18 protein-coding genes (1 of these 18 running past the window's edge) are annotated in these 20,214 nt (G+C 53.7%); 10 read left to right on the top strand and 8 right to left on the bottom strand.

Annotated elements, in window-relative coordinates; translation table 11 throughout:
• Positions 1-15: 15 nt before the first annotated feature.
• A complete protein-coding gene (locus F1728_RS21640) occupies positions 16-1,074 on the bottom strand; it encodes a M42 family metallopeptidase (protein WP_155365814.1) in 1,059 nt (352 codons plus the stop codon).
• A gap of 370 nt (positions 1,075-1,444) precedes the next feature.
• Between F1728_RS21640 and F1728_RS21635 the strand changes: the two genes are divergently transcribed.
• The gene (locus tag F1728_RS21635) at positions 1,445-2,368 is read left to right on the top strand and encodes an HDOD domain-containing protein (protein ID WP_155365813.1); all 924 of its coding nucleotides are present in this window, start codon (positions 1,445-1,447) and stop codon (positions 2,366-2,368) included.
• Positions 2,369-2,407: 39 nt separating this feature from the next.
• On the opposite strand, the gene F1728_RS21630 is transcribed toward F1728_RS21635, so the two are convergent.
• Both F1728_RS21630 and F1728_RS21625 read right to left on the bottom strand, forming a co-directional pair.
• Entirely contained in the window at positions 2,408-2,848 is a 441-nt protein-coding gene (locus F1728_RS21630) for a hypothetical protein (RefSeq protein WP_155365812.1), read from the bottom strand.
• A 548-nt stretch (positions 2,849-3,396) separates the two neighbouring features.
• A complete protein-coding gene (locus F1728_RS21625; protein ID WP_228030280.1) occupies positions 3,397-4,839 on the bottom strand; it encodes a sulfatase-like hydrolase/transferase in 1,443 nt (480 codons plus the stop codon).
• Positions 4,840-5,106: 267 nt separating this feature from the next.
• Between F1728_RS21625 and F1728_RS21620 the strand changes: the two genes are divergently transcribed.
• Positions 5,107-6,384 carry an alpha/beta hydrolase gene (locus F1728_RS21620; RefSeq protein ID WP_155365811.1) on the top strand — a complete coding sequence of 426 codons (1,278 nt, stop codon included), beginning with the start codon at positions 5,107-5,109 and terminating at the stop codon, positions 6,382-6,384.
• A 95-nt stretch (positions 6,385-6,479) separates the two neighbouring features.
• Here the strand turns inward: F1728_RS21620 and F1728_RS21615 are convergent, their stop codons facing one another.
• The 3 genes from F1728_RS21615 to F1728_RS21605 all read right to left on the bottom strand — a co-directional run bounded on the left by F1728_RS21615 (position 6,480) and on the right by F1728_RS21605 (position 10,968).
• Positions 6,480-7,040: a DUF309 domain-containing protein gene (locus tag F1728_RS21615; RefSeq protein WP_145042995.1), complete on the bottom strand. Its 561-nt coding sequence runs from the start codon at positions 7,038-7,040 to the stop codon at positions 6,480-6,482.
• 1,164 nt (positions 7,041-8,204) lie between these two features.
• Positions 8,205-9,635, bottom strand: a complete 1,431-nt coding sequence (locus tag F1728_RS21610; protein ID WP_155365810.1) for a sulfatase-like hydrolase/transferase — start codon at positions 9,633-9,635, stop codon at positions 8,205-8,207.
• Between the two features lie 7 nt (positions 9,636-9,642).
• Positions 9,643-10,968: an Nramp family divalent metal transporter gene (locus tag F1728_RS21605; RefSeq protein ID WP_155365809.1), complete on the bottom strand. Its 1,326-nt coding sequence runs from the start codon at positions 10,966-10,968 to the stop codon at positions 9,643-9,645.
• Between the two features lie 246 nt (positions 10,969-11,214).
• Here F1728_RS21605 and F1728_RS21600 point away from each other — a divergent pair, with 246 nt between their 5' ends.
• The 3 genes from F1728_RS21600 (at position 11,215) to F1728_RS21590 (ending at position 14,303) form a co-directional block, all read left to right on the top strand.
• Positions 11,215-12,687 carry a sulfatase family protein gene (locus F1728_RS21600; RefSeq protein WP_155367453.1) on the top strand — a complete coding sequence of 491 codons (1,473 nt, stop codon included), beginning with the start codon at positions 11,215-11,217 and terminating at the stop codon, positions 12,685-12,687.
• A 50-nt stretch (positions 12,688-12,737) separates the two neighbouring features.
• The gene (locus F1728_RS21595) at positions 12,738-13,067 is read left to right on the top strand and encodes a rhodanese-like domain-containing protein (protein ID WP_155365808.1); all 330 of its coding nucleotides are present in this window, start codon (positions 12,738-12,740) and stop codon (positions 13,065-13,067) included.
• A gap of 90 nt (positions 13,068-13,157) precedes the next feature.
• Positions 13,158-14,303, top strand: coding sequence for a lactonase family protein (locus F1728_RS21590; RefSeq protein WP_155365807.1), 1,146 nt, complete (start codon positions 13,158-13,160; stop codon positions 14,301-14,303).
• 23 nt (positions 14,304-14,326) lie between these two features.
• On the opposite strand, the gene F1728_RS21585 is transcribed toward F1728_RS21590, so the two are convergent.
• Positions 14,327-14,530 carry a hypothetical protein gene (locus F1728_RS21585; RefSeq protein WP_145043006.1) on the bottom strand — a complete coding sequence of 68 codons (204 nt, stop codon included), beginning with the start codon at positions 14,528-14,530 and terminating at the stop codon, positions 14,327-14,329.
• Between the two features lie 264 nt (positions 14,531-14,794).
• On the opposite strand from F1728_RS21585, the gene F1728_RS21580 reads away from it, so the two are divergent.
• The 3 genes from F1728_RS21580 (at position 14,795) to F1728_RS21570 (ending at position 16,954) form a co-directional block, all read left to right on the top strand.
• A complete protein-coding gene (locus tag F1728_RS21580) occupies positions 14,795-15,784 on the top strand; it encodes a metallophosphoesterase family protein (protein WP_155365806.1) in 990 nt (329 codons plus the stop codon).
• 21 nt (positions 15,785-15,805) lie between these two features.
• A complete protein-coding gene (locus F1728_RS21575; RefSeq protein ID WP_155365805.1) occupies positions 15,806-16,363 on the top strand; it encodes a dihydrofolate reductase family protein in 558 nt (185 codons plus the stop codon).
• Positions 16,364-16,504: 141 nt separating this feature from the next.
• Positions 16,505-16,954 carry a nuclear transport factor 2 family protein gene (locus F1728_RS21570; RefSeq protein WP_155365804.1) on the top strand — a complete coding sequence of 150 codons (450 nt, stop codon included), beginning with the start codon at positions 16,505-16,507 and terminating at the stop codon, positions 16,952-16,954.
• Positions 16,955-16,979: 25 nt separating this feature from the next.
• Here the strand turns inward: F1728_RS21570 and F1728_RS21565 are convergent, their stop codons facing one another.
• Positions 16,980-17,915 (bottom strand): sugar phosphate isomerase/epimerase family protein, encoded by a 936-nt coding sequence (locus tag F1728_RS21565; protein WP_155365803.1) that lies wholly within the window; start codon positions 17,913-17,915, stop codon positions 16,980-16,982.
• Between the two features lie 188 nt (positions 17,916-18,103).
• On the opposite strand from F1728_RS21565, the gene F1728_RS21560 reads away from it, so the two are divergent.
• Both F1728_RS21560 and F1728_RS21555 read left to right on the top strand, forming a co-directional pair.
• Positions 18,104-19,888, top strand: a complete 1,785-nt coding sequence (locus F1728_RS21560) for a redoxin family protein (RefSeq protein WP_155365802.1) — start codon at positions 18,104-18,106, stop codon at positions 19,886-19,888.
• Positions 19,889-19,992: 104 nt separating this feature from the next.
• A protein-coding gene (locus tag F1728_RS21555; RefSeq protein WP_155365801.1) for a glycosyltransferase family 4 protein crosses the window boundary here: on the top strand, positions 19,993-20,214 show its beginning. Its footprint extends 831 nt past the window's final position; the window shows 222 of its 1,053 coding nt (coding positions 1-222); it begins with the start codon at positions 19,993-19,995; the stop codon falls past the right edge of the window.

Below are 20,214 nucleotides of genomic sequence, written 5' to 3'. Positions count from 1 at the left end.
CTGAACGACATTTGACTATGGAGTGAAATCCGTCTGTTCATTGATCTCCAGGCAGAATGCAGCCAGAAGATTAGCCGCGTGTTCGAGGTCTTCCAGCGAGACGACCTCGACCGGGCTATGCATGTACCGGTTGGGAATGGCGACAATACCGGTCGCCATGCCTCCCTGGTTCAACTGCATCGCATTGGCATCGTTACCAGCGGGACGCGAAATCGAGTTAATCTGACAGGAGATGTCGTTTTTCTCCGCCAGATCGGTGAGCGTTGAGAAAACAACCGGATTCACATTCGGTCCGCGATAGACAACCGGACCATCGCCGACATTGATCTCGCCATTTTCCTTTTTACTGACCGCGGGGCAGTCGGTGGCATGGGTCACATCGACGGCAATCCCGACCTCAGGCTGAATTGAGTAAGCACTGGTCTGTGCACCACGCAGGCCGATCTCTTCCTGAACTGTCGAAACCGAGAAGACGCCGAACTCGGGTGACTTCTCACTCGCCTGTCGCAGGGCCTCCATCACAACCCAGACCCCAACGCGGTTATCCATCCCTGGTGCGGAAGCCAGCTGGTTCAGCATTGGTCTGAAACCGAGTTCGAATGTAATGGGATCCCCGATCGCGACTTTCTCACGGGCTTCCGCTCCATTCCTGGCTCCGATGTCGATCCAGAGGTCCTTGATCTCGGGAACGGTTTTGCGTTCTTCCGGGGTCAGCAGGTGAATGGCTTTACGGGCAATCACCCCGTGGATCGGCCCCGAATCGGTGTGGACCTGCATGTTCTGGCCGAGCAGCATCTGGATATCCCAGCCACCGATCAGGTTAGCCCACAGGTAACCGTCATCATCGATATGCTGTACCAGCAGACCAATCTGGTCACAGTGGCCGGCGAACATCACCCGCCGTTTCGCTCCGGGATTGACGGCGGCGATCACATTGCCGTGCAGGTCGGTTTTCACTTCGTCAGCAAACTCTTTCACATACGCCCGCACGACCTCCTGAATGGGCCGCTCGTATCCCGAGGGAGCTGGTGAATGAAGTAGGTTTTTGAGGAATTCCAGAGATTTCGCTTCCATGATTCTGTCCTGACAATGTTAAGAATTTGCTGTGGGCCCGAAAGCAGATGAGGCCGTTCCTCTCGAGCGTTTTCTAATAATGCATGTAAGTGGATGAATTTTAGTTACTTATGAGTATTTTTCAATGCGGATTCTTCTTTGGACAGACGAGCAGTGTTGCGTTAAATCAACATACTGCCAGTGGAGGGATTTCCGACGAAAAAATCCTGAAAAGAACGCCTCTTACAGAGAATCCTTAAGCTAAGATTTCAATGTGTTAAGCGATCCTCTCCCTTTAACGATAAGGGGTGAAGATCCGTCTGGTAACCCTGAATTTGCGAAACAGTAGAGAGCTGTTTCGACTTCATGACTGAGAGTAAAAGAGGAACAGATGACGGACTGGACAAAGCTGCGTAGAGAACTGATCGGTGAAGGTAAACAAAGCCCGCTGCCTCCGGAAATTAAGCTTCCAATGCTGCCTAAAGCAGTCATGGAATTTTCACAGAAGGCTGAAGATCCTGCTTCGACTCCCAAAGAGCTGAGCAAGATCATCGAAACCGACGCCGGAATTTCCTGTGAACTGTTGAGAATGGTTAACTCCAGCGCATTCGGATTACGCCGGAAGGTTTCCTCGATTCAACAGACGATTACGCTGCTGGGAATTCGTTCGACGAAGCTCTTCCTGGTCACCACCGGTCTGAAGCAGGCGATGGCAACCAGCGATTCCAAGCTGATCAACCTGCCCAACTTCTGGAGTACCAACCTGGAACGGGCACTGATGGCACGCGAGATTGCCATGCTGATGAAGGTCGACGCTGACGTGGCTTTCTCGGCAGCCATGCTGGAAGACTTCCTGCTGCCCATCCTTTCTAAAGAACTGTTTGATCTGTACCTGACATTCACGATCAACCAGGACAGCGATCCCTGTCTGTTGAGTGAATATGAACGCCAGCATTTCAGCTGGGACCACTCTGCAGCTGCAGCTAACGTGATGCTGGACTGGTCATTTCCTGATGACTTGATCTGTGCTGTCTACCTGCATCACAAGGGGCTCAAACTGCTCACAGACGATAAACTCGGTAAAACAGCTGCAGCCGCCGTGGCGGTTGCTTCGCTGATCCCGGATCCCCTCAGACAGAATCCGCAGGGGCTCGATCAGTTACTGACTTTGAATGATGCCTGGCCAGAATTCAAGCTGTTTGAACTGGCCGACAAGATTGATCAGGAATTGAGAGAAGAAGCCACAACGACCGGAAATTACCTGTCGTTGAAAAATCGACTCGAAAAACATGCAGTGCTCCTGGAAACCGAATAACAGGAGCGTACTTCCTCAGGGAGGCGCACTGCCTCCCCTTCAGGAAACAGTGGTAGAGTAGTCGTTCGACTGCTTCAGACTTTTGTCCCACTTTTCTTTTTCGGAACGCACTTCCTCATCAGACGCCTTGTCATGCGCTGATGCCAGATCGCTTTTCAGCAGATAACGCCCGTCTTCAGTGTGCTGACAGAACTGTTTAAACCAGAGCATGCTGGCGACGTTGGGCTGGGGGCTGTAGAGCGTAACCGCGATCCCTTTTTCATACAGGTCGTACAACATTCCAAAGAAGCCACTCGGAATGTATTTGACTGACGACAGCTCGACGCCAATCGACTTGCACTTTTCGTGATCAACCAGACGCGTGAGCGTTTCACGCAACAGTGCCAAGTCGGCTCCATCCCAGATTTCCATAGTTCCGAAATCCAGAACGGTTACCCCGTCACGCTCATAGACGCTCATTCGATCGCGTTTAGATGCCATGCTGTGGTTCTCTCTTTCTTCTGGTTGATCATCAAGGCTGTTGAACAGTGTACTGTTAAGAACATTGAATAGACGCAAAGAGCGGACCATTCGTATGCCTAATCAGTAAGCGCTGTTGCAACCCCTCGATAAAGTCAACGATAAAAGGGAGTTAAGAATTATGGCCCTGTTTGATATTCATTAACTCTTAACGTTGAATGTTGTGCTTTTTCTACATTGAAATCTGGAATGATGTAAAAAGACATCGCGACAGGTTCGACAACTAAAACAAACGGCTTTGTCAGGTGTTCAGCTCTGAGGCAATATCTACCCTTTACTACGGACTCCAAGTAGTGAATGTTGGATTTTGGTAACGATCATCTGATTTTTCAGACGACGTTTGAGCGGAGAGAATCTAACAGCCGGATAAGAATTACTGTACAGCCTTGAATTTACTGGCGTACAGAAACTGAAGACGCAACGTTCTTCAAGCTGTGAAACGGGCGCAGGCAACGGGAAAGTCAACCAGGCTTCTGGATGAAAGAATCAGACCTTCGTTACTTCGCAGATTATTTTTTACTGCGGGCCCGCGGATCGAAATTCCGAATGGAATCGGGAACCTGGGTCTGCATCTCCTCATACAGCTTCTGCAGACGCGCCACGACTTCGGGATGGTCCTTCGCCACGTTATGCTGCTCGGCGGGATCCTTTTCAAGATTGAAGAGCATCATCGGTGCCGGCTGATCGCCCGTGAGCAATCCGGGCGGCTGGTCCGGCATGGCCTGTTCATAAGGAGCAATGATCGTCACACCATCGGGCCCGCGCGGGTCAATCCAGTCTTTCCCCTGGTTCGCCAGCAACTGTCGGGGGGATGGTTTTAGGTGAAGCTTCCAGGGCCCACTTCGTACCGTAAACAGGGAATTCCCCTTCATGGAGAAGAGCGCCTCATGCGGAGTCGGCGCCTGCTCGGTCAGCACGGGAAACAGATCCTTGCCGTCAATCACCCGGTCAGCAGGTACCTTGATTCCCGCCTGCTTCAGGATCGTCGGGAACACATCGATCGAACCACAGACAGTATCGATCACCTGGCGCGGAGGAATCTTACCAGGCCAGCGGGCGATCATCGGCACACGCAGCCCTCCTTCCCAACTGGTCGATTTCATTCCCGAGAGACCAGCCGTATTCCCACCAAACCAGGGCCCGTTGTCTGAGGCAAAGATCACCAGCGTATTTTCATCGAGCTTGAGGTCCTTCAGAGTTTTCAGAATCTCTCCCACACTCCAGTCGAGCTCAGCTATCACATCACCATACAGACCGTTTCCACTTTTCTTGTAGAACGCTTCCGAGGCAGCCAGCGGCTTATGCGGCATCGCATGCGGTAGATACAGGAAGAAGGGCTTCTGTTGATTTTCCTTGATGAACTCAATGGCCCGTTCGGTATAGCGCTGCGTTAAATTCGCTTGTATGACCGGATACTCGATGACCTGCTCCCCCTTGATCAGGTTCACGGGACGCATGTCGTTGGAATACAGAATCCCCAGGTAATCATCGAAGCCGTGTCTCGTAGGGTAGAACCGGGGATTGTGGCCCAGGTGCCATTTCCCGACACACAAAGTCGAGTACCCCTGCTCTTTCAGCAACTCGCTGATAAGAACTTCGCTGTCCGCGATCCCCACCCCCGTATTGAACTGCTTCCCATCCGGAGCCGGGTTAAACCAGACGCCGTGCCGCCAGGGGTAACGCCCCGTCAACAGTGTGGCACGGGAAGGAGCACAATAAGGGACCGGAACGTTAAACTGCGTCAACCGCGCCCCTTCCGCAGCCATCCGGTTTATATGCGGCGTTTTGAACCTGGGATGCCCGTAGCATTCCAGATCCCCATAGCCCAGATCGTCGGCGAAAATAATGACAAAGTTGGGGTTGGCCTGCTTCGCCTCTTTCGCCTGCAGGGATTCGATCGATCCAATACAGAAAGCAACGAGACAACAAAAGATCCTGAGAGCGCTGTTCACAGTACGGTCCTGTCTGTCCGGGTATTGATTTTCTATTTAAGCCTCCGCTGATTTGATTCCTCAACTGAAGCTGACTTTCCAGCATACCAGAGAGCGTAACCCAAAGCAAATTTTAGCGTTAAGGCAGCCGGTCCCATGTCTTTCCAGAACACGATCCAGGCTGGTTCCGGCCGAGATTCACCTTGAGCCATCCTCGTGAATCAAGTATTTTCCCCTATTCATTTTACCACCGTCCGGTTGGATTGTTTCAAACTGCAAGGATGCACGATGAAAGCCCCCCATCTCCTGATGTCGCTGGCCCTGGCCGGCTTGATGCTGACAGGCTGTGACAGCGCCAAAGATTCCATGCCTGAACCAGATGCAGATAAAGCCCCGCGCGTGACGCAGGACGAATCTCCTATGCCTGAAGAAGCAGCGCCAGACTCTACCTCAGGCTCGGAGCGTGAGGAGAAAGAAAAACACGAGACCATCCGCGTCTTCTATGGCACCGACCGCAACCTCACCGGTTCCCCCAAACCCAAAGAGTTCTTCGGCACGAAACGGTCCACACTCTCCCTCGGCTTCTGTGATGTCAGCATCCCTGAAAACCATCAACCCGGAGAACTGGAATCCCCCAGCATCTGGAAACTGGAGTTCCGCGAAAACCCGGATAAGCATGTCGTACTGAAATCGGTCGAGCCAGCCTCCGGTTCGCATTTCCTGACCGAACTCCGTAAGACCATCGAGGATTCCGTCGAAACAAAAGAAACCGCCTCAGGCGTTCTGCAACGCGGCGGAGAAGCCTTTATTTTCATCCATGGATTCAACAACTCTTTTGAAGACGCAGCCCGGCGGACCGCACAGATCGCCTACGATCTGAAATTCAAAGGGGCACCGCTGATGTACAGTTGGCCTTCGCAGAGCAGCGGTTCGATCTGGGCCTACAAGGAAGATGGACGAACCGCACAATGGTGCGAAGAAAACGTCACCCTGTTTGTGGAAGCCATCGCCCGCGAATCCGGGGCACGCAAGATTCACCTCATCGCACACAGCATGGGTAACCGGGTCCTCTCGCGTGCACTCAAAAACATTTCTCAAAAGCTGACACTGGCGCGACAGGAGAAACCTCTGTTTAACGAGGTCATCCTCACCGCTCCCGACATCGACGCCCAGGTCTTTAAAGATTCCATCGCCCCTCACATCGTGCAGACCGCCGACCGATTCACCATCTACTCTTCCTCGGAAGACCTCGCCCTCAAAGCCTCCCGGGTGGTGAATTCGCTCTGGCATCAAAGGCTGGGAGAAGGGGGCTCCTACCTGACGGTCTTCCCCAAATTCAAGAAGATCAACGTGGTGGATGCATCCGACATCGATACAAACCTGTTCGCCCTGGGACACTCTTACCACGCAGACAGCGTCACCGTCCTCTCCGATGTCCGACTGGTGTTCGAAGGGATTCCAGTCCAGCGTCGCAACCTGCGTTCCCTGCTGCAGGATCTGGCCTGGAAGTTCAACAGCAGTGGCGGCAGTCTGCTGGGACGGGCGGTTCGCGGCACTTTCCGTTGAACAGGCAAATGTCACCAACAGCAGACATAAAAAAAGAGCACACCAAAGTGTGCTCTTTCTATTTTGAACTGTCAAAGCAGATCAATCTTGGCAACCTAGCCCAGCGGGAACGGTTCTGGTTCCAGCAGGAAGGGGAAGACGCGAATCGGTTCGCCCATCGTCAGATCATCGGGATACTTCAACTGAGCAGCCCGGTCTGCAGCGAACTGCAAGCGAGTCAGTTCCAGTCCACAGTAATGATCGGCGTTTGACTCCGCGGCCACGTCTGCAAATACTTCACCAGCGGAAGCAGCATGACGACGCACACCATGAATACTGCCTTCGCGAACTTTGATACCGGCAGCGGACAGCTTGACCAGTCCCTTCAGGAAACGGCCTGGAATCGAATCCGGACCACAGACGCGTAACAGACGCTCCCATTCATCATGGGCTTCCCAGTAGTAGCCCAGGTTGAAGAAGTCGATCGCGTTCAGATAGTTCCGGTGCTCCATCCAGTTTTCCTGCGTGAGCGCCTTCGGGGGCTTCGGCTTATTACCGTAGCTGTGGCCCTTGGGATCACGATAGGGATGCGGCAAACTCTTGCCAGGCACAAACGTATATTCAGGCAGTCGGGATGATGGCAGTAGACGTACAACTTCAGCAACAGGATAAACCATCCTCTAAAATCTCCAAATTCTCTTCTAATTAGCTAAAAACAACAAAACTCTGATCTGTCTCATTCATTGACAGATGTGCCTGGGTGGCACGGGAGGCTCTTAAATGTGTCAGGAAATCAGATTTGATATCTGAACCTGACTTATTTATTCATAATAATTTCCGCACAGGTAGCGCAAATTGAAATTACTCGGGCTCCGCCCCTCATCCAAATGGGCTCGCTTGTTGTCGGCTCACAGTCAGCAATCAATGCAGCAGAGAGCAAAGGGGTAGGAAACTGAAAAAACAAGCTGAATCCGCTTATTTTCAAGCTTTAACTCACCCATCATATACAAGCTTTATTGAACTTAAAGACCAGATTTTGCAATTTGCGTCAATTTGAGAAATTTCACCGCAGCGGGTTCCAGTCAGTCAATCCAAGTCGCATGCAAATCAGTTCCCAGGCTTGTACCAATCAAAGCCATTTAACATAACCATATATAGTAAATGGACTTGCAAACGCACCCCGCCATATCACATTCGATCACCATAGCAACCCATAGTGGGTGCTAACAAATTCCCAACACAGGGAAACGACTCCCCACTTCTGATAAACGGGATTCGCCCTCCCCACTCATTTGACACCTGACCATTCCTGCCCCCACCACTGCTCAAACTGAACTTGATCCGCTCTCCCCCAATCATAAATTATCGCAATTGTGCTTCGCGCGCGAGGCGGACGAAATGAGCACTGGAATCTGCGTGACCAGTCATCCAGATGCACCTGAATCGCCGTCGATTTTTCAACCTTTTCACCGGAACCCTCAGCACTACTTCTTAATGTCTCGTACGATTTCAAATCATTTCGGATCACATTTAGAGCATTTCACAGGCAACTCACACGAAACTCAGATCTTTCATGGAGAATTCAAAGCACAAGCTCCCCTTGACCCCCGCGCGCCGTTCCACACAATCTCACCATCAGTCAACACAAGCAAGACGAATGAGCCGCAGGGTATCAGCCCCGCCAGGAATGGTCATTGGAATCCATTGTACCCGACCGTCGCGTGCACACAGAGATGAATACAATGAAGCTGACAACATGCGCAGTGCAGATTCATCCCGCTCGAACGGATCACACAAGTGTCAGCGGGACACGGCGGGAACTGTCAATTTACGCGAGCAAACTAGTTGCCCGACTTCTCCGCTTCTTTCTGACGCGCTTCTTCAGCCCGAATTTTCCGCGCCGAGATACTGCGAAACTCCCAGGGCAGCTTCGCGTTTTCCGGCAGCGAATCCAGCACCGCCTGCAGTTCCGCGTGCGACGTTCCTGTCGCCCGATCGGTTTTCACGCGTTCGGTTCCCGACAAGTCGTGCTGCTCGAGCGGGTCCTCCGACAGATCATAAAACTCGCCGGTGGAATACAGCTTGAACCGCTGATCGCGAACCACCCGCTGCTTGTAATACTGGGTCAGACACCACGGACGCCAGGGCTCCTCACGGGGCTGATCCAGAATCTGCGGTGCAAACGACCTGCCGTCAATCGTCACTCCCGATGGCAGCGGGGCGTCGGCCAGATCAGCCAGTGTCGGCAGAAAATCGGCCGCATCAATCAGGTCATCGCTGACCCGTTCTCTGCCCACCAGCTTCGGACAATTGATAATCAGTGGCATGTTAATGCCCTGCTCTTTCAGCGAGTAGATCCCCTCTCCCGAAACACGACCGTTGATCCGGCCTCCCAGGCTCTGTTCCGCATTCTGGTCGGTCCCGTTATCTGTCCCGTTATCGGGCACGATAAACAGAATCGTATTGTCGCGGATACCCAGTTCGTCCAGCGCCTTGACAAGCCGCCCGATCAGGTAATCGGAATAATTCAGCATGCCCGCAAACTGCTCACGCGGCGTCAGGTCTTCTCCCAGATTATGCGGCGTATGCACCACGGGGATGTGAGTCAGAATCGTAGAGTAATAAGCACAGAACGGCTTATCCCGATGCGTCTTCATATACTCAATCAGGTAGTCGGTAAAAATATCCGGACCGAATTTCCCCTGCGTATCCAGCCGCTTCCCATTCTGAATCACATACGGATCCCAGTAGCGTTTCTTATGAGCCGGATGCCCTTTTTTCCCTTCCGGAAAAATACAGTACTCCTGAAATCCATGCTCGATCAGAGCGTCTTTCTGTGCGGGATCGAACAGATCATTGATCTGCCACTTCCCGGAGATACACGTGTTATACCCTGCATCACGCAGAATCCGGGCGAAGCAGATTTCCCGGTTCCAGTCAAAATAGCCACCCCCGTAAATCGCGGGATCGTGGTGCGTATGCCAGCCCGAACGGAACGGGTAGCGTCCCGTAAGCAGCATATGCCGCGTCGTACTGCAGACCGGCGTCACATAACAGTTGCGAAACCGCAGACCGTTATAAGCCAGATGATCGATGGTCGGCGTCTGATTTTCCGAACTCCCGTAACAGCGGAACCAGTCCTTGCCTACGTTATCGAGCAGAATAAAGATGATGTTCGGGCGCTGGTCCTGCTTTTGTTCCGCAGCCTGCACGGGCAGTGCGAAGAGAACCACGCAGCAGATCAGACAGACATTCACACTCAGACGTTTCATAACACTCTCAGTTCCTGTTTTGAAGCGCAAGTTTCGTTTCCACAGGTTCAACCTGAATCATCGCCGTGGATGCACCCCGCATTTTCTGAATCTGGGGCAGCACTTTCTCACTCGCAATATACCAAGCCATTCCCAGCAATAGCAGAAAGCCGATGCTGGCCAGAATATTCACCCCGATTCCGTTCCGATGTTCGCCCATCACTTTTTTACTGCTCGTCAGCAGCAATAACGCACCTGCAGCCAGAGGGGCCGCCACAACGGTCACCGCCTGGGCAGCGACAATCGCCACCACCGGTCGCGTCCCTGACTGGATCACGTAGAGGGCCACAAACATCCCGGTCAATAAAACTGCTGCCGTCAGGATACGCGTCCATTTATCCTGGGGAGTCCCTCCCAGGCCCAGGCTGTCTGACAGAATAAACCCACCGATCATCGAATTCACAATAAAAGACGAGTAGGCTGCTGAGAACAATCCGATACAGAACAGAATCTGCCCTTTATCACCAAACAGCGGCTGCAATGCATTTCCGACATCACCGACGCCCGACAGATCTTTCCCCCGCAACACTGCGGCAGCGGTCGACATGATCATAATCGTGATCAACGCCATGATCGTGGCGCTGATACAGGCATCGATCCGACCATCTTTCAGGTCCTTAACCTTCCAGCCTTTAAAACGGGCCAGGTAGGACTGATAAAAAGCAGCGGTAATCACAAAGGTCGTTCCCACCAGTCCCAGCAGAGAAATATTCAGGATCGAATCCGAATCACTGCCTGCACTGGGAATAATTCCCTGCGCCATTTCCAGCAGATTGGGTTTGGCAAAAAACAGATTGATGGCAAAGGACGCCAGCATTAAAGCCACGAAGATCGACATCAAGCGTTCGACCAGCTTGTACAGATTCTTGAAGCCGAACAGAAATGCAATCGAGATGGCATTAAAGATCACCACGCCATATTTGAAGTCCGTATAATTCTCAAGAGCGGAGTGCACACCCAGGTTATTACCGAACTGATAGGCCGCCGAGATAAAGAAGACCCCACAACCGATCAGCACCGTCAGTGGCCGTCCGACCATTTTTGCCAGCAACGTGCAGGTTGACTCACTGGTAACCGTTCCCAGCTTCGCCCCCAGCGACGTATACACCAGCATGAAGATAACGGAGACCAGTACGACCCAGATCATGCTGTAGCCGTCTTTCGCCCCCAGATTGGAACTGGTCAAAATACTTCCGGGACCAATCACAACACAGGCGGTTACCAGTCCGGGGCCAATCCGTTGCCACCAGTGGGGCCGGCTATTCGTTGCTGATTCTGCTGCTGCTTCACTCACGGGACGGGTATCCTCAGAAGGTTCTCAAAGTGGTGTGGGGAAAACATATGCAACCTTCATTATGCGAAACTCAAGACAAGACACAATCCTCTTCTTCTTCGTCCGGTTTTATTTTGTAAAGATTCTTAGTAATGTTTAAGATAGCTTTACAGGCGGCTCCTGCGCTGCAGACTGCCGCCTGCTTTCAAGCTGCTCGTTATTCCTCGCCATAGATTCATTCGACCAAAGGATCATCACGTGAAAGCTCTGTTGAATCTGCTCGCCCTGATCTGTCTGCTGTCTGGACTTTTCTCCAATCCTCTGTCTGCTGCGGAGTCCAACCGGAAGCCCAACTTCATCGTCATCTTTTGCGACAACCTGGGCTACGGCGATATCGAACCTTTCGGCTCGACCGTCAATCGGACTCCCTGCTTAAACCGCATGGCACGCGAAGGACGCAAATTCACACACTTCTGTGTGACCGCAGGTGTCTGCACTCCTTCACGGGCCTCCATTATGACCGGCTGTTACTCACAGCGGGTCGGCATGCACTGGAATCCCCGCGACGGACAGGTACTGCGCCCGATCTCTCCCTATGGTCTGAATCCTGAAGAAGTCACAGTTGCCGAAGTCCTGAAGCAGAAAGGCTACAAGACCGGCATGATCGGGAAATGGCACCTCGGAGATCAGCCCCCTTTTCTCCCCACCAAACAGGGCTTCGATTATTTCTATGGCATTCCCTACAGCGATGACATGACCCAGGCCGTCGGACAGCGACTCGGCGATCGCCTGGATGGCAAAAACTGGCCTCCCCTGCCCGTCATGCTGAACGATACCGTCATCAGAGCGGGCGTCGATCGTAATCTGCTCACCAAAGACTACACCGAAAAAGCGGTCGAGTTTATTGAACAAAACAAAGACGAGCCCTTCTTCCTCTATTTCCCACAGGCCATGCCCGGCAGTACCAGCAAACCGTTCGCCAGTGATGCCTTCCGGGGCAAAAGTAAAAATGGCCCCTGGGGAGACAGCATCGAAGAACTCGACTGGTCGACCGGACAACTGCTCGACAAACTCGTAGAGCTGGGCATTGATGACAACACGCTCGTCGTCTGGACATCAGACAATGGCTCTCCCATGGCCCGGGACATGAACAGCACCGAACGGGGAACCAACAAACCACTGCACGGTCGCGGCTACACTACTTCGGAAGGAGCCTTCCGCGTCCCCACCATCATGTGGTGGCCGGGCCGCGTTCCCGCCGACACTGTCTGTACCGAACTGGCAACCACCATGGACCTGCTCCCCACTTTCGCCGACCTGGCAGGCGCCAAAGTACCCGCCGATCGCATCATCGACGGACACGATATCCAACCGCTGATCTTTGGCAAAGAGGGCGCGAAAAGCCCCTACGATGCCTTCTACTATTACGCGATGGATCAGTTACAGGCCGTTCGCAAAGGGCCCTGGAAACTGTTTGTGCCACTCAAAGAATTCAGTCGGCACCCGCACTTCAAAAAAGGAGAAGGCTCTCAGCCACTCCTGTTTAACGTAGTCACCGATATCAGCTGCGAGCACAATGTCGCTGACCAGCATCCGGAGATCGTCAAAGAACTGCAGGCCCTCGCCGAAAAGGGACGTGCCGACCTGGGAGACACCGATCGCCCCGGTGCCAATCAGCGCAAAGCGGCGCACATTGAAAATCCGGTACCCCCGACCCTCAAAACAACATCCACTAAATAATCACGATTCCGAATAGAGTTTCGGACTCAGCCAACATACGAAAGAATTCCATGTCTTCACTGGAAACCGACTGCCGGACCGTTAAGCAGAAACTGGATACGGGTCACAATTTTGTGCTGCTCGACTGCCGGGAACAGAATGAATATGACCACGTCCACATCGACGCAGCCCGCCTGCTCCCGATGAGTGAAATTCAGGAACGGGCAGGAGAACTGGAAGACCTCCGTTCCGAGGAAATTATTGTCTACTGCCATCACGGCATGCGGAGTCTGCAAGTCGCCAGCTGGCTGTCACAAAATGGTTTTACGAATGTCAAAAGTATGCAGGGGGGCATCGATGCCTGGTCCTGCGAAATCGATGATACCAAACCGCGGTATTGACCCCGAACATAGCCGCGGCAAGTCCGCGTTGATACAATGTGCTCTCCGTCTTTAATGCCACACCTGATGAATCCACTGTGGGAGTTTGCGATGTCTTACGAACATGTCTTTTATCTGTTTCCGCTGGTCGTCGGAATGGTCCTCAGTAACACAGCGCAGGCCACCGCAGCCGATGAGCCCCTGGTCTTCATTTCGGCTTTCGCAGCTGGTGAAGAGGGTGCCATCCATGCTTACAAATTCAACCCTGAGACAGGTGAGCTCACGCAGGTCGCACGGACCGCTGATGTCGAGCATCCCTTCTTCCTCGCAGTGTCCCCCGACAACCGCTACCTGTACTCGATCCATGCCCCTGGTAAATTCAGCGGCAAAGACAATGAATTTGTCTCCGCCTTCGAACTGGAAGGACGCACTGGCAAACTGAAGCTGCTCAATCGGCAGTCATCACTGGGAACCGCTTCCTGTTACCTCGATATCGACGACACCGGTAAAGCGGTTGTGGTTGCAAACTATACCACAGGCAGCGTCGCTTCACTGCCCGTCAAAGCCGATGGTTCGCTGGGAGAAGCAGCCACGTTCGTGCAGCACCAGGGTTCCAGCGTGAATCCCAAGCGTCAGAAAGAACCGCACGCACACTGCAGCGTCATCAGCCCGGACCAGAAATATGTCTTCGCCGCTGACCTGGGGCTCGACAAAATCATGGCCTACAAATTGGATCCCCAGACCGCGAAACTGACTCCAGCTCAGCAACCATTTGTGAGAACCATCCCCGGTGCCGGCCCGCGTCATCTGACCTTCCATCCGAATGGAAAGCAGATGTATGTCATCAACGAACTCAAGAACTCCATCACGGAATTCGATTATGATCCCGCAACCGGCTTTCTGACCGAAGGCCAGACCATTGATACCCTGCCCCCGGACTTCACCGGAGTCAGCCACTGTGCCGACCTGAAATTCACTCCCAATGGTCGGTTCCTCTACGGGACGAATCGCGGTCATGACAGCCTGGCGGCTTACAGTGTCGACCCGCAGGGAAAACTATCGTTGATCGAAATCATCCCCAGCCTGGGCAATGGACCGCAGAATCTGGCCATTACCGCGGACGGAAAGTATCTGCTCTGTGCGAATATGCCGGGGAATAACGTCGTGGTCTTCGCCATCGACCAACAGACCGGCAAGCTGACGGCCGTCGGCGAACCGATCTCCATCCCCAGCCCGTCCTGCATCATGATTCGTTAATCCGCACAGACGGAAAGGAAAGTCTACTCGGACGGCGTTTCAGCCTTGGGTGGTTCGTCTTCGCTCTCTTCAGGGTGTTTTGCATCATACTGTTCCATCAGCAGAGAAGGACAGGTTTCTTCCTCTTCGCATTGTTTGCAAATCACCTGAATCAGGTCGGCACCACCCAGGCGCAGCTGATTTTCTTCGCAATACTTGTAGAGTTCTTTCAAATGCGTACAGACCATGACTGGGGCTCCTCTGTATCAGATAATCGCTCCCTTTGAGAACAGGGAGCACCGAATTGTTATGACTCGGTCCATTGTTGATCTTCTGCCATATTCCTGCAAGAGGAAAATCGGAACACCTGATTCTCGTCTCAGCTTGAGTTGCTTCCCTACCGACAGGCACAGTACGATACAGAAACGACCCAAGTGGTCTTCCTCCAACATATAATTCACCGTCGTTTGCGCTGCGATACTCTTTGAAAACCGAACCAGGACAAGTAACTCATGACACACTCCTCTGACCCCTGGACGTTTCTGCATGTCAATGACAGCCACATGGGTACGGCCCGCTCTTATCGCTTTCGGCCGGCGATCAACAAACGCTGGGCTGCCATCAAACAGCAGATGTCGGAAATCGATGCCGACCTGCTGCTCCACGGCGGCGACCTGACACGAGACGGCGACACGCACGAGTTCGAATACCAGCAGGCCCGCGAAGACCTGAATACGCTCCCCTTCCCCACATTCATCATCCCTGGAAACATGGACGTCGGCAACAAACACACCGCCGTCAACGGGGTCAAACCGCGGTGGGATCCCAAAGGCCTGGGTTGGAATGACCCGGACCTGAATATGACCGGCGAACGCCTGGACCTGTTCAGCAACTACTTTGGCCCTCTGCAGTGGACCTTCATGCATAAGGAGATCCGCTTCACCGGCTTCTATGCCGCCGTCGCGGGCACAGGTCTTCCCCATGAAGACCGCTTCTGGCGCATGCTGGAACAACTCCCCGATCTGCCTGCAGGGAAACATCATGTCGCCGTCATGCATTACTGGCCCTTCATGGAATCCCCCGATGAACCAGACTGGGATCCGACCAAAGGCGAGGAATACGACAACTGGTATTTCTCCATCAATCCGCCACACAGACAAAGGTTATGGGAGATCCTGAAAGCAGCCAAAGTGGAGATTCTGTTCTGCGGTCATGTCCATACGGGACGCGCCGTGCAACACATCGACGGCATTCGCATCTATCGCACCCAGGCGGCAGGCAACACCGGACAGCTGGCAGAACGCTGGCCCGAAGCAGACACCCGCTTTGGATTTCACCGCTGCGATGTCACGGAAGCCGGGATCGATGTCACCTTTATCCCCGGTCTCGACCAGTGTGACGAGTTCGGCACCTTCGGACCGCTGGGACATCCCCCGGTCGAAGAACGTGATTACTCGGTCGCGGAAGAAAAACCGCCGCTGATTCCCGACGCCCATCATTAATTCCTGTTGAAGAGATCAACCATGCACGGACGCGTCTTTATTGCAGTCAGTCTGGACGGATTCATCGCCCGTAAAGATGGCTCCCTCGACTGGCTTCCCGGCAGTGATGGTGTCGGCGATCAGCCAGCAGAAGATTTCGGCTACCAGCAATTCATGGACGGAATCGACGTTCTCGTGATGGGCCGTCATACCTATGAAACGGTCCTCTCCTTCGAAACCTGGCCCTACGGCGACAAACGGGTGATCGTCCTCAGCAGCCAGTCAATTAGTCTACCAGATCACCTGCCCGCCTCGGTCGAAGTCAGAAACAGTTCGCCCACACAGCTGTTCCAGGATCTGACAGAAGAGGGTCTGCACAATGCTTACATCGACGGCGGCATTACGATCCAGCGATTCCTTGCAGCCGGACTGATCGACGAGCTGATCATCACGCGCATTCCCACCTTGATTGGCGAGGGACTCCCCCTGTTCGGCGCACTCGCACAGGATATTCCGCTCCAGCATCAGGAGACGCGCACCTTTGAGAATGGTTTCGTGCAAAGTCGATATGCAGTGCAGTCTGGCGTCTCCTCAGACTGATTGATTTAGAGAGGAAATCTCCAGGATTCCGCTTCCCGCCCGAGGCGAAATCGCAGTATACTCCACAGCAGAAGACACCCATCCCGTGTGGGAAGCCTCCCCGCTATTGCCTGCCCGTCTGATTCAGGAAAGGAACAGACCATGTCCCTGCGAATAGTTGCCTGTACTCTCATCTGCCTGCTCTCAACCACGCTGCTTTCAGCAGCAGATAAACCCGATAAAACTGCTATCCTGGATGCTGAACTGCTCAAAGCAGTCAAAACGCTGGACGAAGCCTTTTCCAAGCGGGACAAGGAAACGATTCGCAGGATGACCGACGAGCGGCACATCTCCATCTCACCCAGCTACCAGTTTTTCAGCCAGAAAGATCAACTGGAGGCTCTGCCCGAACTCAAGCTGACGCTCTTCAAGGCCAGCCCGAAAAAGATCATTCACACCACACCGAGCGCGGCCATCATCACCTACGAAGCCCAGATCGAGGGAACCTTCGAAGGCAAACAACTGGCCAAGCATGTGCAGATTCTGGAATGCTGGATCAAACGCAAGGGAGAATGGCTCGAAGTCTCCTACCAGGAAACGCCCATTCACTGATCAAACCGGTCGCAGCGCAGGAACATCAGGAATCAGCGGGTTCCTGTGCTGCCTCCTTCATCCAGGTCTGCAGCATATCACGCAGCATGCCCAGTTCCTTCAACAATTGCCCCTGGTCTTTGTTTGCATGTTCGAAGCACCAGGGCCCCCGAAATCCGGCCTGCCAGCCAATCTCGAAACAGCGTTTGAGATCATACAGCGGATGCTCACCGCGGGGACCAATGGCCCGTGCCTTGAAGTCACAGGTGACCGCAATCGGAAACGTCTTCGCCAGCCCGGCGTAACGCAGCTCATCACTGTCCCAGTTCCCCGTATCGGGACAGGCCGCCACCTGATGACCAATCGCCTTGACCAGTTTGACGACTGACTCGGGATCGTTCTGCATCCAGCCGTAATTCTCGACCAGCAGCTGGACATTGCGTTTCGCACCGTAATCACACAACTCCCGATAACTGTCGATATGAATCTGCATATCGGGACGCTGCGTTCGAGGCAGCGGACGCGCCCACTTCAGTCCCAGCTCGGAAGCCACATCGATCGACGCCTTATAGGTTTTCAACGCATGTGCGCGGGTGGCCTGATCGGGACTGTTCATATCCAGCTTTCCCTGGTTCATTTTCAGGTTGGTCAACACGCATCCCGCCCGATCCGCTGCATTCCGCAACTGCTCCAGGTACTTGCCATCGGTCACTGACACTGTGGACGTATTCAGATCGATGACCGTCATCCCCAGTTCATCCCGCAGCATCCGGGGCAGGTCCAGCAGAGAGATTTTTCCCTTGGCAGTCCGGGGCGAGAGATGTCCCGAAAGAGAAGAAGTCGTGATCCCCAGCGCACGCTCAAGTGAGGACGCCGCCTTGGCTTTCTGCCCTGAATCAGCCTTGATTGATCGTTGATCCAGCAACGGAATCGCCAGGGCACTGCTGCCCGCCTGTAGAAACGCTCTTCGTGAAAACTTCATTTTTGCTTCTCCGCTTCAGAACGCTACAATGAATGCCCGACAGTTTAGATCTGCCATCGTACGCCAGTTCGAAGTCAGATGTCATCCGGAAATATTGATTTTTCTGAAACGCAGGCCACTCCGATGAAGTATTTCCCCTGAACGGACTTCCCTCATCAGTCGACTTTCATTCGAACGAATTGCCGATCATGCCCGATTCTCTGCTTCGATTCTGTACGCTGCTCCTGATCTGCTGCTGCCTGCAAACAGCCTCGGCCGGGGAACAGCAGCGCCCCGAAATCAAGTCCAGCGCAGGCCCTCTGCAGTTCAAAGACATCCGCTACCTCACCCGTTCGCTCGCAGATTTTCCGAACCGCAAGGCATTCGTCATCGTCGCCTGCAACACGACCTGCCCCCTCGTCAAACGCTATCTCCCTAAACTCAAACGCCTCGAACAGCAATATCGCCCGCAGGGAGTTCAGTTCATCGCCCTGCATACCGGCCCCGCTGACTCCATTCGCGAGATCGCCGAATTTGGTGTGGAACACGAAATCCCCTTCCCCAATGTCCAGGATCGCAAGGGAACCTCCGTCGCCGCCCTGGGACTGACCCGCACGCCGGAAGTCGCCGTTCTGGATGCCAGCTACCGTCTCCACTACCGCGGCCGCATTGATGACCAGTACCGCATCGGGGGTTCGCTGCCGCGACCTTCCCAGGAGAATCTGACCGCCGCGATTGAGGGAGTCCTGCACGGAACACCGATTTCCATGACAGAAACCAACGTGGATGGCTGCCTGATTACCCATGCAGCCAAAACAGAGCCCGACCGGTCACTCACCTATTACAAAGACATTCAGCCACTGCTGCAAAAACATTGCACGGACTGTCATCGCCCCGGCACTGAAGCCCCCTTCGCCTTAACAACGCTCGCTGAAGCCCAGAATAACGGTGCGATGATCGCCGAGGTCGTCTCCGACCAGCGTATGCCTCCCTGGTATGGAGGGACATCACACGCCGAGTTCGCCAATCACCGGGGCATGTCCCGCCGGGAACGTAAACAGGTCACGGACTGGGTCGAGTCAGGCATGCCCGCCGGAACGGAACCCGCCGATTTCCAACCCGCGCTCACTGAAATCGACGCCGATAAGTGGCTCATCGGCGAACCTGACCTCAAAATCAGCATGCTGGAAAGACACGCGCTCCCCGCGGAGGGATACATTCCCTACCGCTATACCATTCTCCCCTACGTTTTCCCCGAGGACACCTGGGTCTCTGCAATCGAAATCAAACCCGACAATCCCGGCGTCGTCCATCACTGCAACATGGCGGCTGTCACCTTAACGAAGAAATGGGACGAATCGAATTTTCTCACCGGAAAAGTGCCGGGCTCGGGACCGATGATGCTGCCCGAGGGACTGGGTGTCATGATCCCCAAAGGGAGCGCCCTCGCGTTACAGATTCATTACACCTCGACCGGCAAACCGGAAAACTGTCGCATTTCGGTCGGCTTTAAATACGTGCAGGGCAAAGTTCAGAAACGGTATCGCTTCCTGATCATCAAAAATACGAAATTCGAGATCCCCCCGGAAGCCCCGCACTACGAGGTCAGCAACGCCCGCACGCTCAAACAGGATGCCCACGGCATCGGACTTTTCGCCCACATGCATCTCCGCGGCAAGGATCTCTCCTTCCTGGCCCATTACCCGGAAGGGAAACAGGAAAAACTGCTGGTGATTCCCAATTACAGCTTCGACTGGCAAATCGGTTACCTCTGGAAAGATCAGCGGCACTTCTTCCCCAAAGGCACCCGCATCGAAGCCATCGCCCATTACGACAATTCGGCGTTCAATCCCTTCAATCCGGATTCAGGTGCCACCGTAAGGGAGGGACCGCAGACCTACCATGAAATGCTGTACGCGTTCTTCTTCTACACCTATGCGAATGAGCGGCTGAATCTGACCATCGATCCCCGCACCGGACAGGCGGTTCCCTGACCGGCGCCTGCAGGCTGATTTCTGGTTGAGAACTGGTTATGATTGTCAGGACGTAAGCGTTATCTGCAGAATCAACCGATGCCAACTGTTTGCCGAGAATCCTCATGCGTGTCCTGTTCCTGATCTCCGGGAAGAATGTTCCCTCCTCTCGATTTCGGGTGCTGAATTATCTCCCCTTTCTCAAACAGGCAGGCATCTCCTGTACGGTTCTCGCCAGTTACCCCGAAAAATATGAGCACATTCCCTGGCTCGGCTACCGCCTCAGCTACCTGCTCAAACGCATTACCCGCTACGTGCATTATCTCTACGCCTGCCTGAGACCCTTC

Origin of the sequence: Gimesia benthica (genome assembly GCF_009720525.1) — a bacterium.
GTDB classification, from domain to species: domain Bacteria; phylum Planctomycetota; class Planctomycetia; order Planctomycetales; family Planctomycetaceae; genus Gimesia; species Gimesia benthica.
The sequence above is the reverse complement of the archived record's forward strand: the minus strand, read 5'-3'. Positions and strand labels throughout refer to the sequence as shown.

Excerpts from the sequence above, each read along its gene's own strand:
- F1728_RS21640 (WP_155365814.1), bottom strand. The coding sequence starts at position 1,074 with ATGGAAGCGAAATCTCTGGAATTCCTCAAAAACCTACTTCATTCACCA.
- F1728_RS21635 (WP_155365813.1), top strand. The coding sequence starts at position 1,445 with ATGACGGACTGGACAAAGCTGCGTAGAGAACTGATCGGTGAAGGTAAA.
- F1728_RS21630 (WP_155365812.1), bottom strand. The coding sequence starts at position 2,848 with ATGGCATCTAAACGCGATCGAATGAGCGTCTATGAGCGTGACGGGGTA.
- F1728_RS21620 (WP_155365811.1), top strand. The coding sequence starts at position 5,107 with ATGAAAGCCCCCCATCTCCTGATGTCGCTGGCCCTGGCCGGCTTGATG.
- F1728_RS21615 (WP_145042995.1), bottom strand. The coding sequence starts at position 7,040 with ATGGTTTATCCTGTTGCTGAAGTTGTACGTCTACTGCCATCATCCCGA.
- F1728_RS21610 (WP_155365810.1), bottom strand. The coding sequence starts at position 9,635 with ATGAAACGTCTGAGTGTGAATGTCTGTCTGATCTGCTGCGTGGTTCTC.
- F1728_RS21595 (WP_155365808.1), top strand. The coding sequence starts at position 12,738 with ATGTCTTCACTGGAAACCGACTGCCGGACCGTTAAGCAGAAACTGGAT.
- F1728_RS21590 (WP_155365807.1), top strand. The coding sequence starts at position 13,158 with ATGTCTTACGAACATGTCTTTTATCTGTTTCCGCTGGTCGTCGGAATG.
- F1728_RS21585 (WP_145043006.1), bottom strand. The coding sequence starts at position 14,530 with ATGGTCTGTACGCATTTGAAAGAACTCTACAAGTATTGCGAAGAAAAT.
- F1728_RS21580 (WP_155365806.1), top strand. The coding sequence starts at position 14,795 with ATGACACACTCCTCTGACCCCTGGACGTTTCTGCATGTCAATGACAGC.
- F1728_RS21575 (WP_155365805.1), top strand. The coding sequence starts at position 15,806 with ATGCACGGACGCGTCTTTATTGCAGTCAGTCTGGACGGATTCATCGCC.
- F1728_RS21570 (WP_155365804.1), top strand. The coding sequence starts at position 16,505 with ATGTCCCTGCGAATAGTTGCCTGTACTCTCATCTGCCTGCTCTCAACC.
- F1728_RS21565 (WP_155365803.1), bottom strand. The coding sequence starts at position 17,915 with ATGAAGTTTTCACGAAGAGCGTTTCTACAGGCGGGCAGCAGTGCCCTG.
- F1728_RS21560 (WP_155365802.1), top strand. The coding sequence starts at position 18,104 with ATGCCCGATTCTCTGCTTCGATTCTGTACGCTGCTCCTGATCTGCTGC.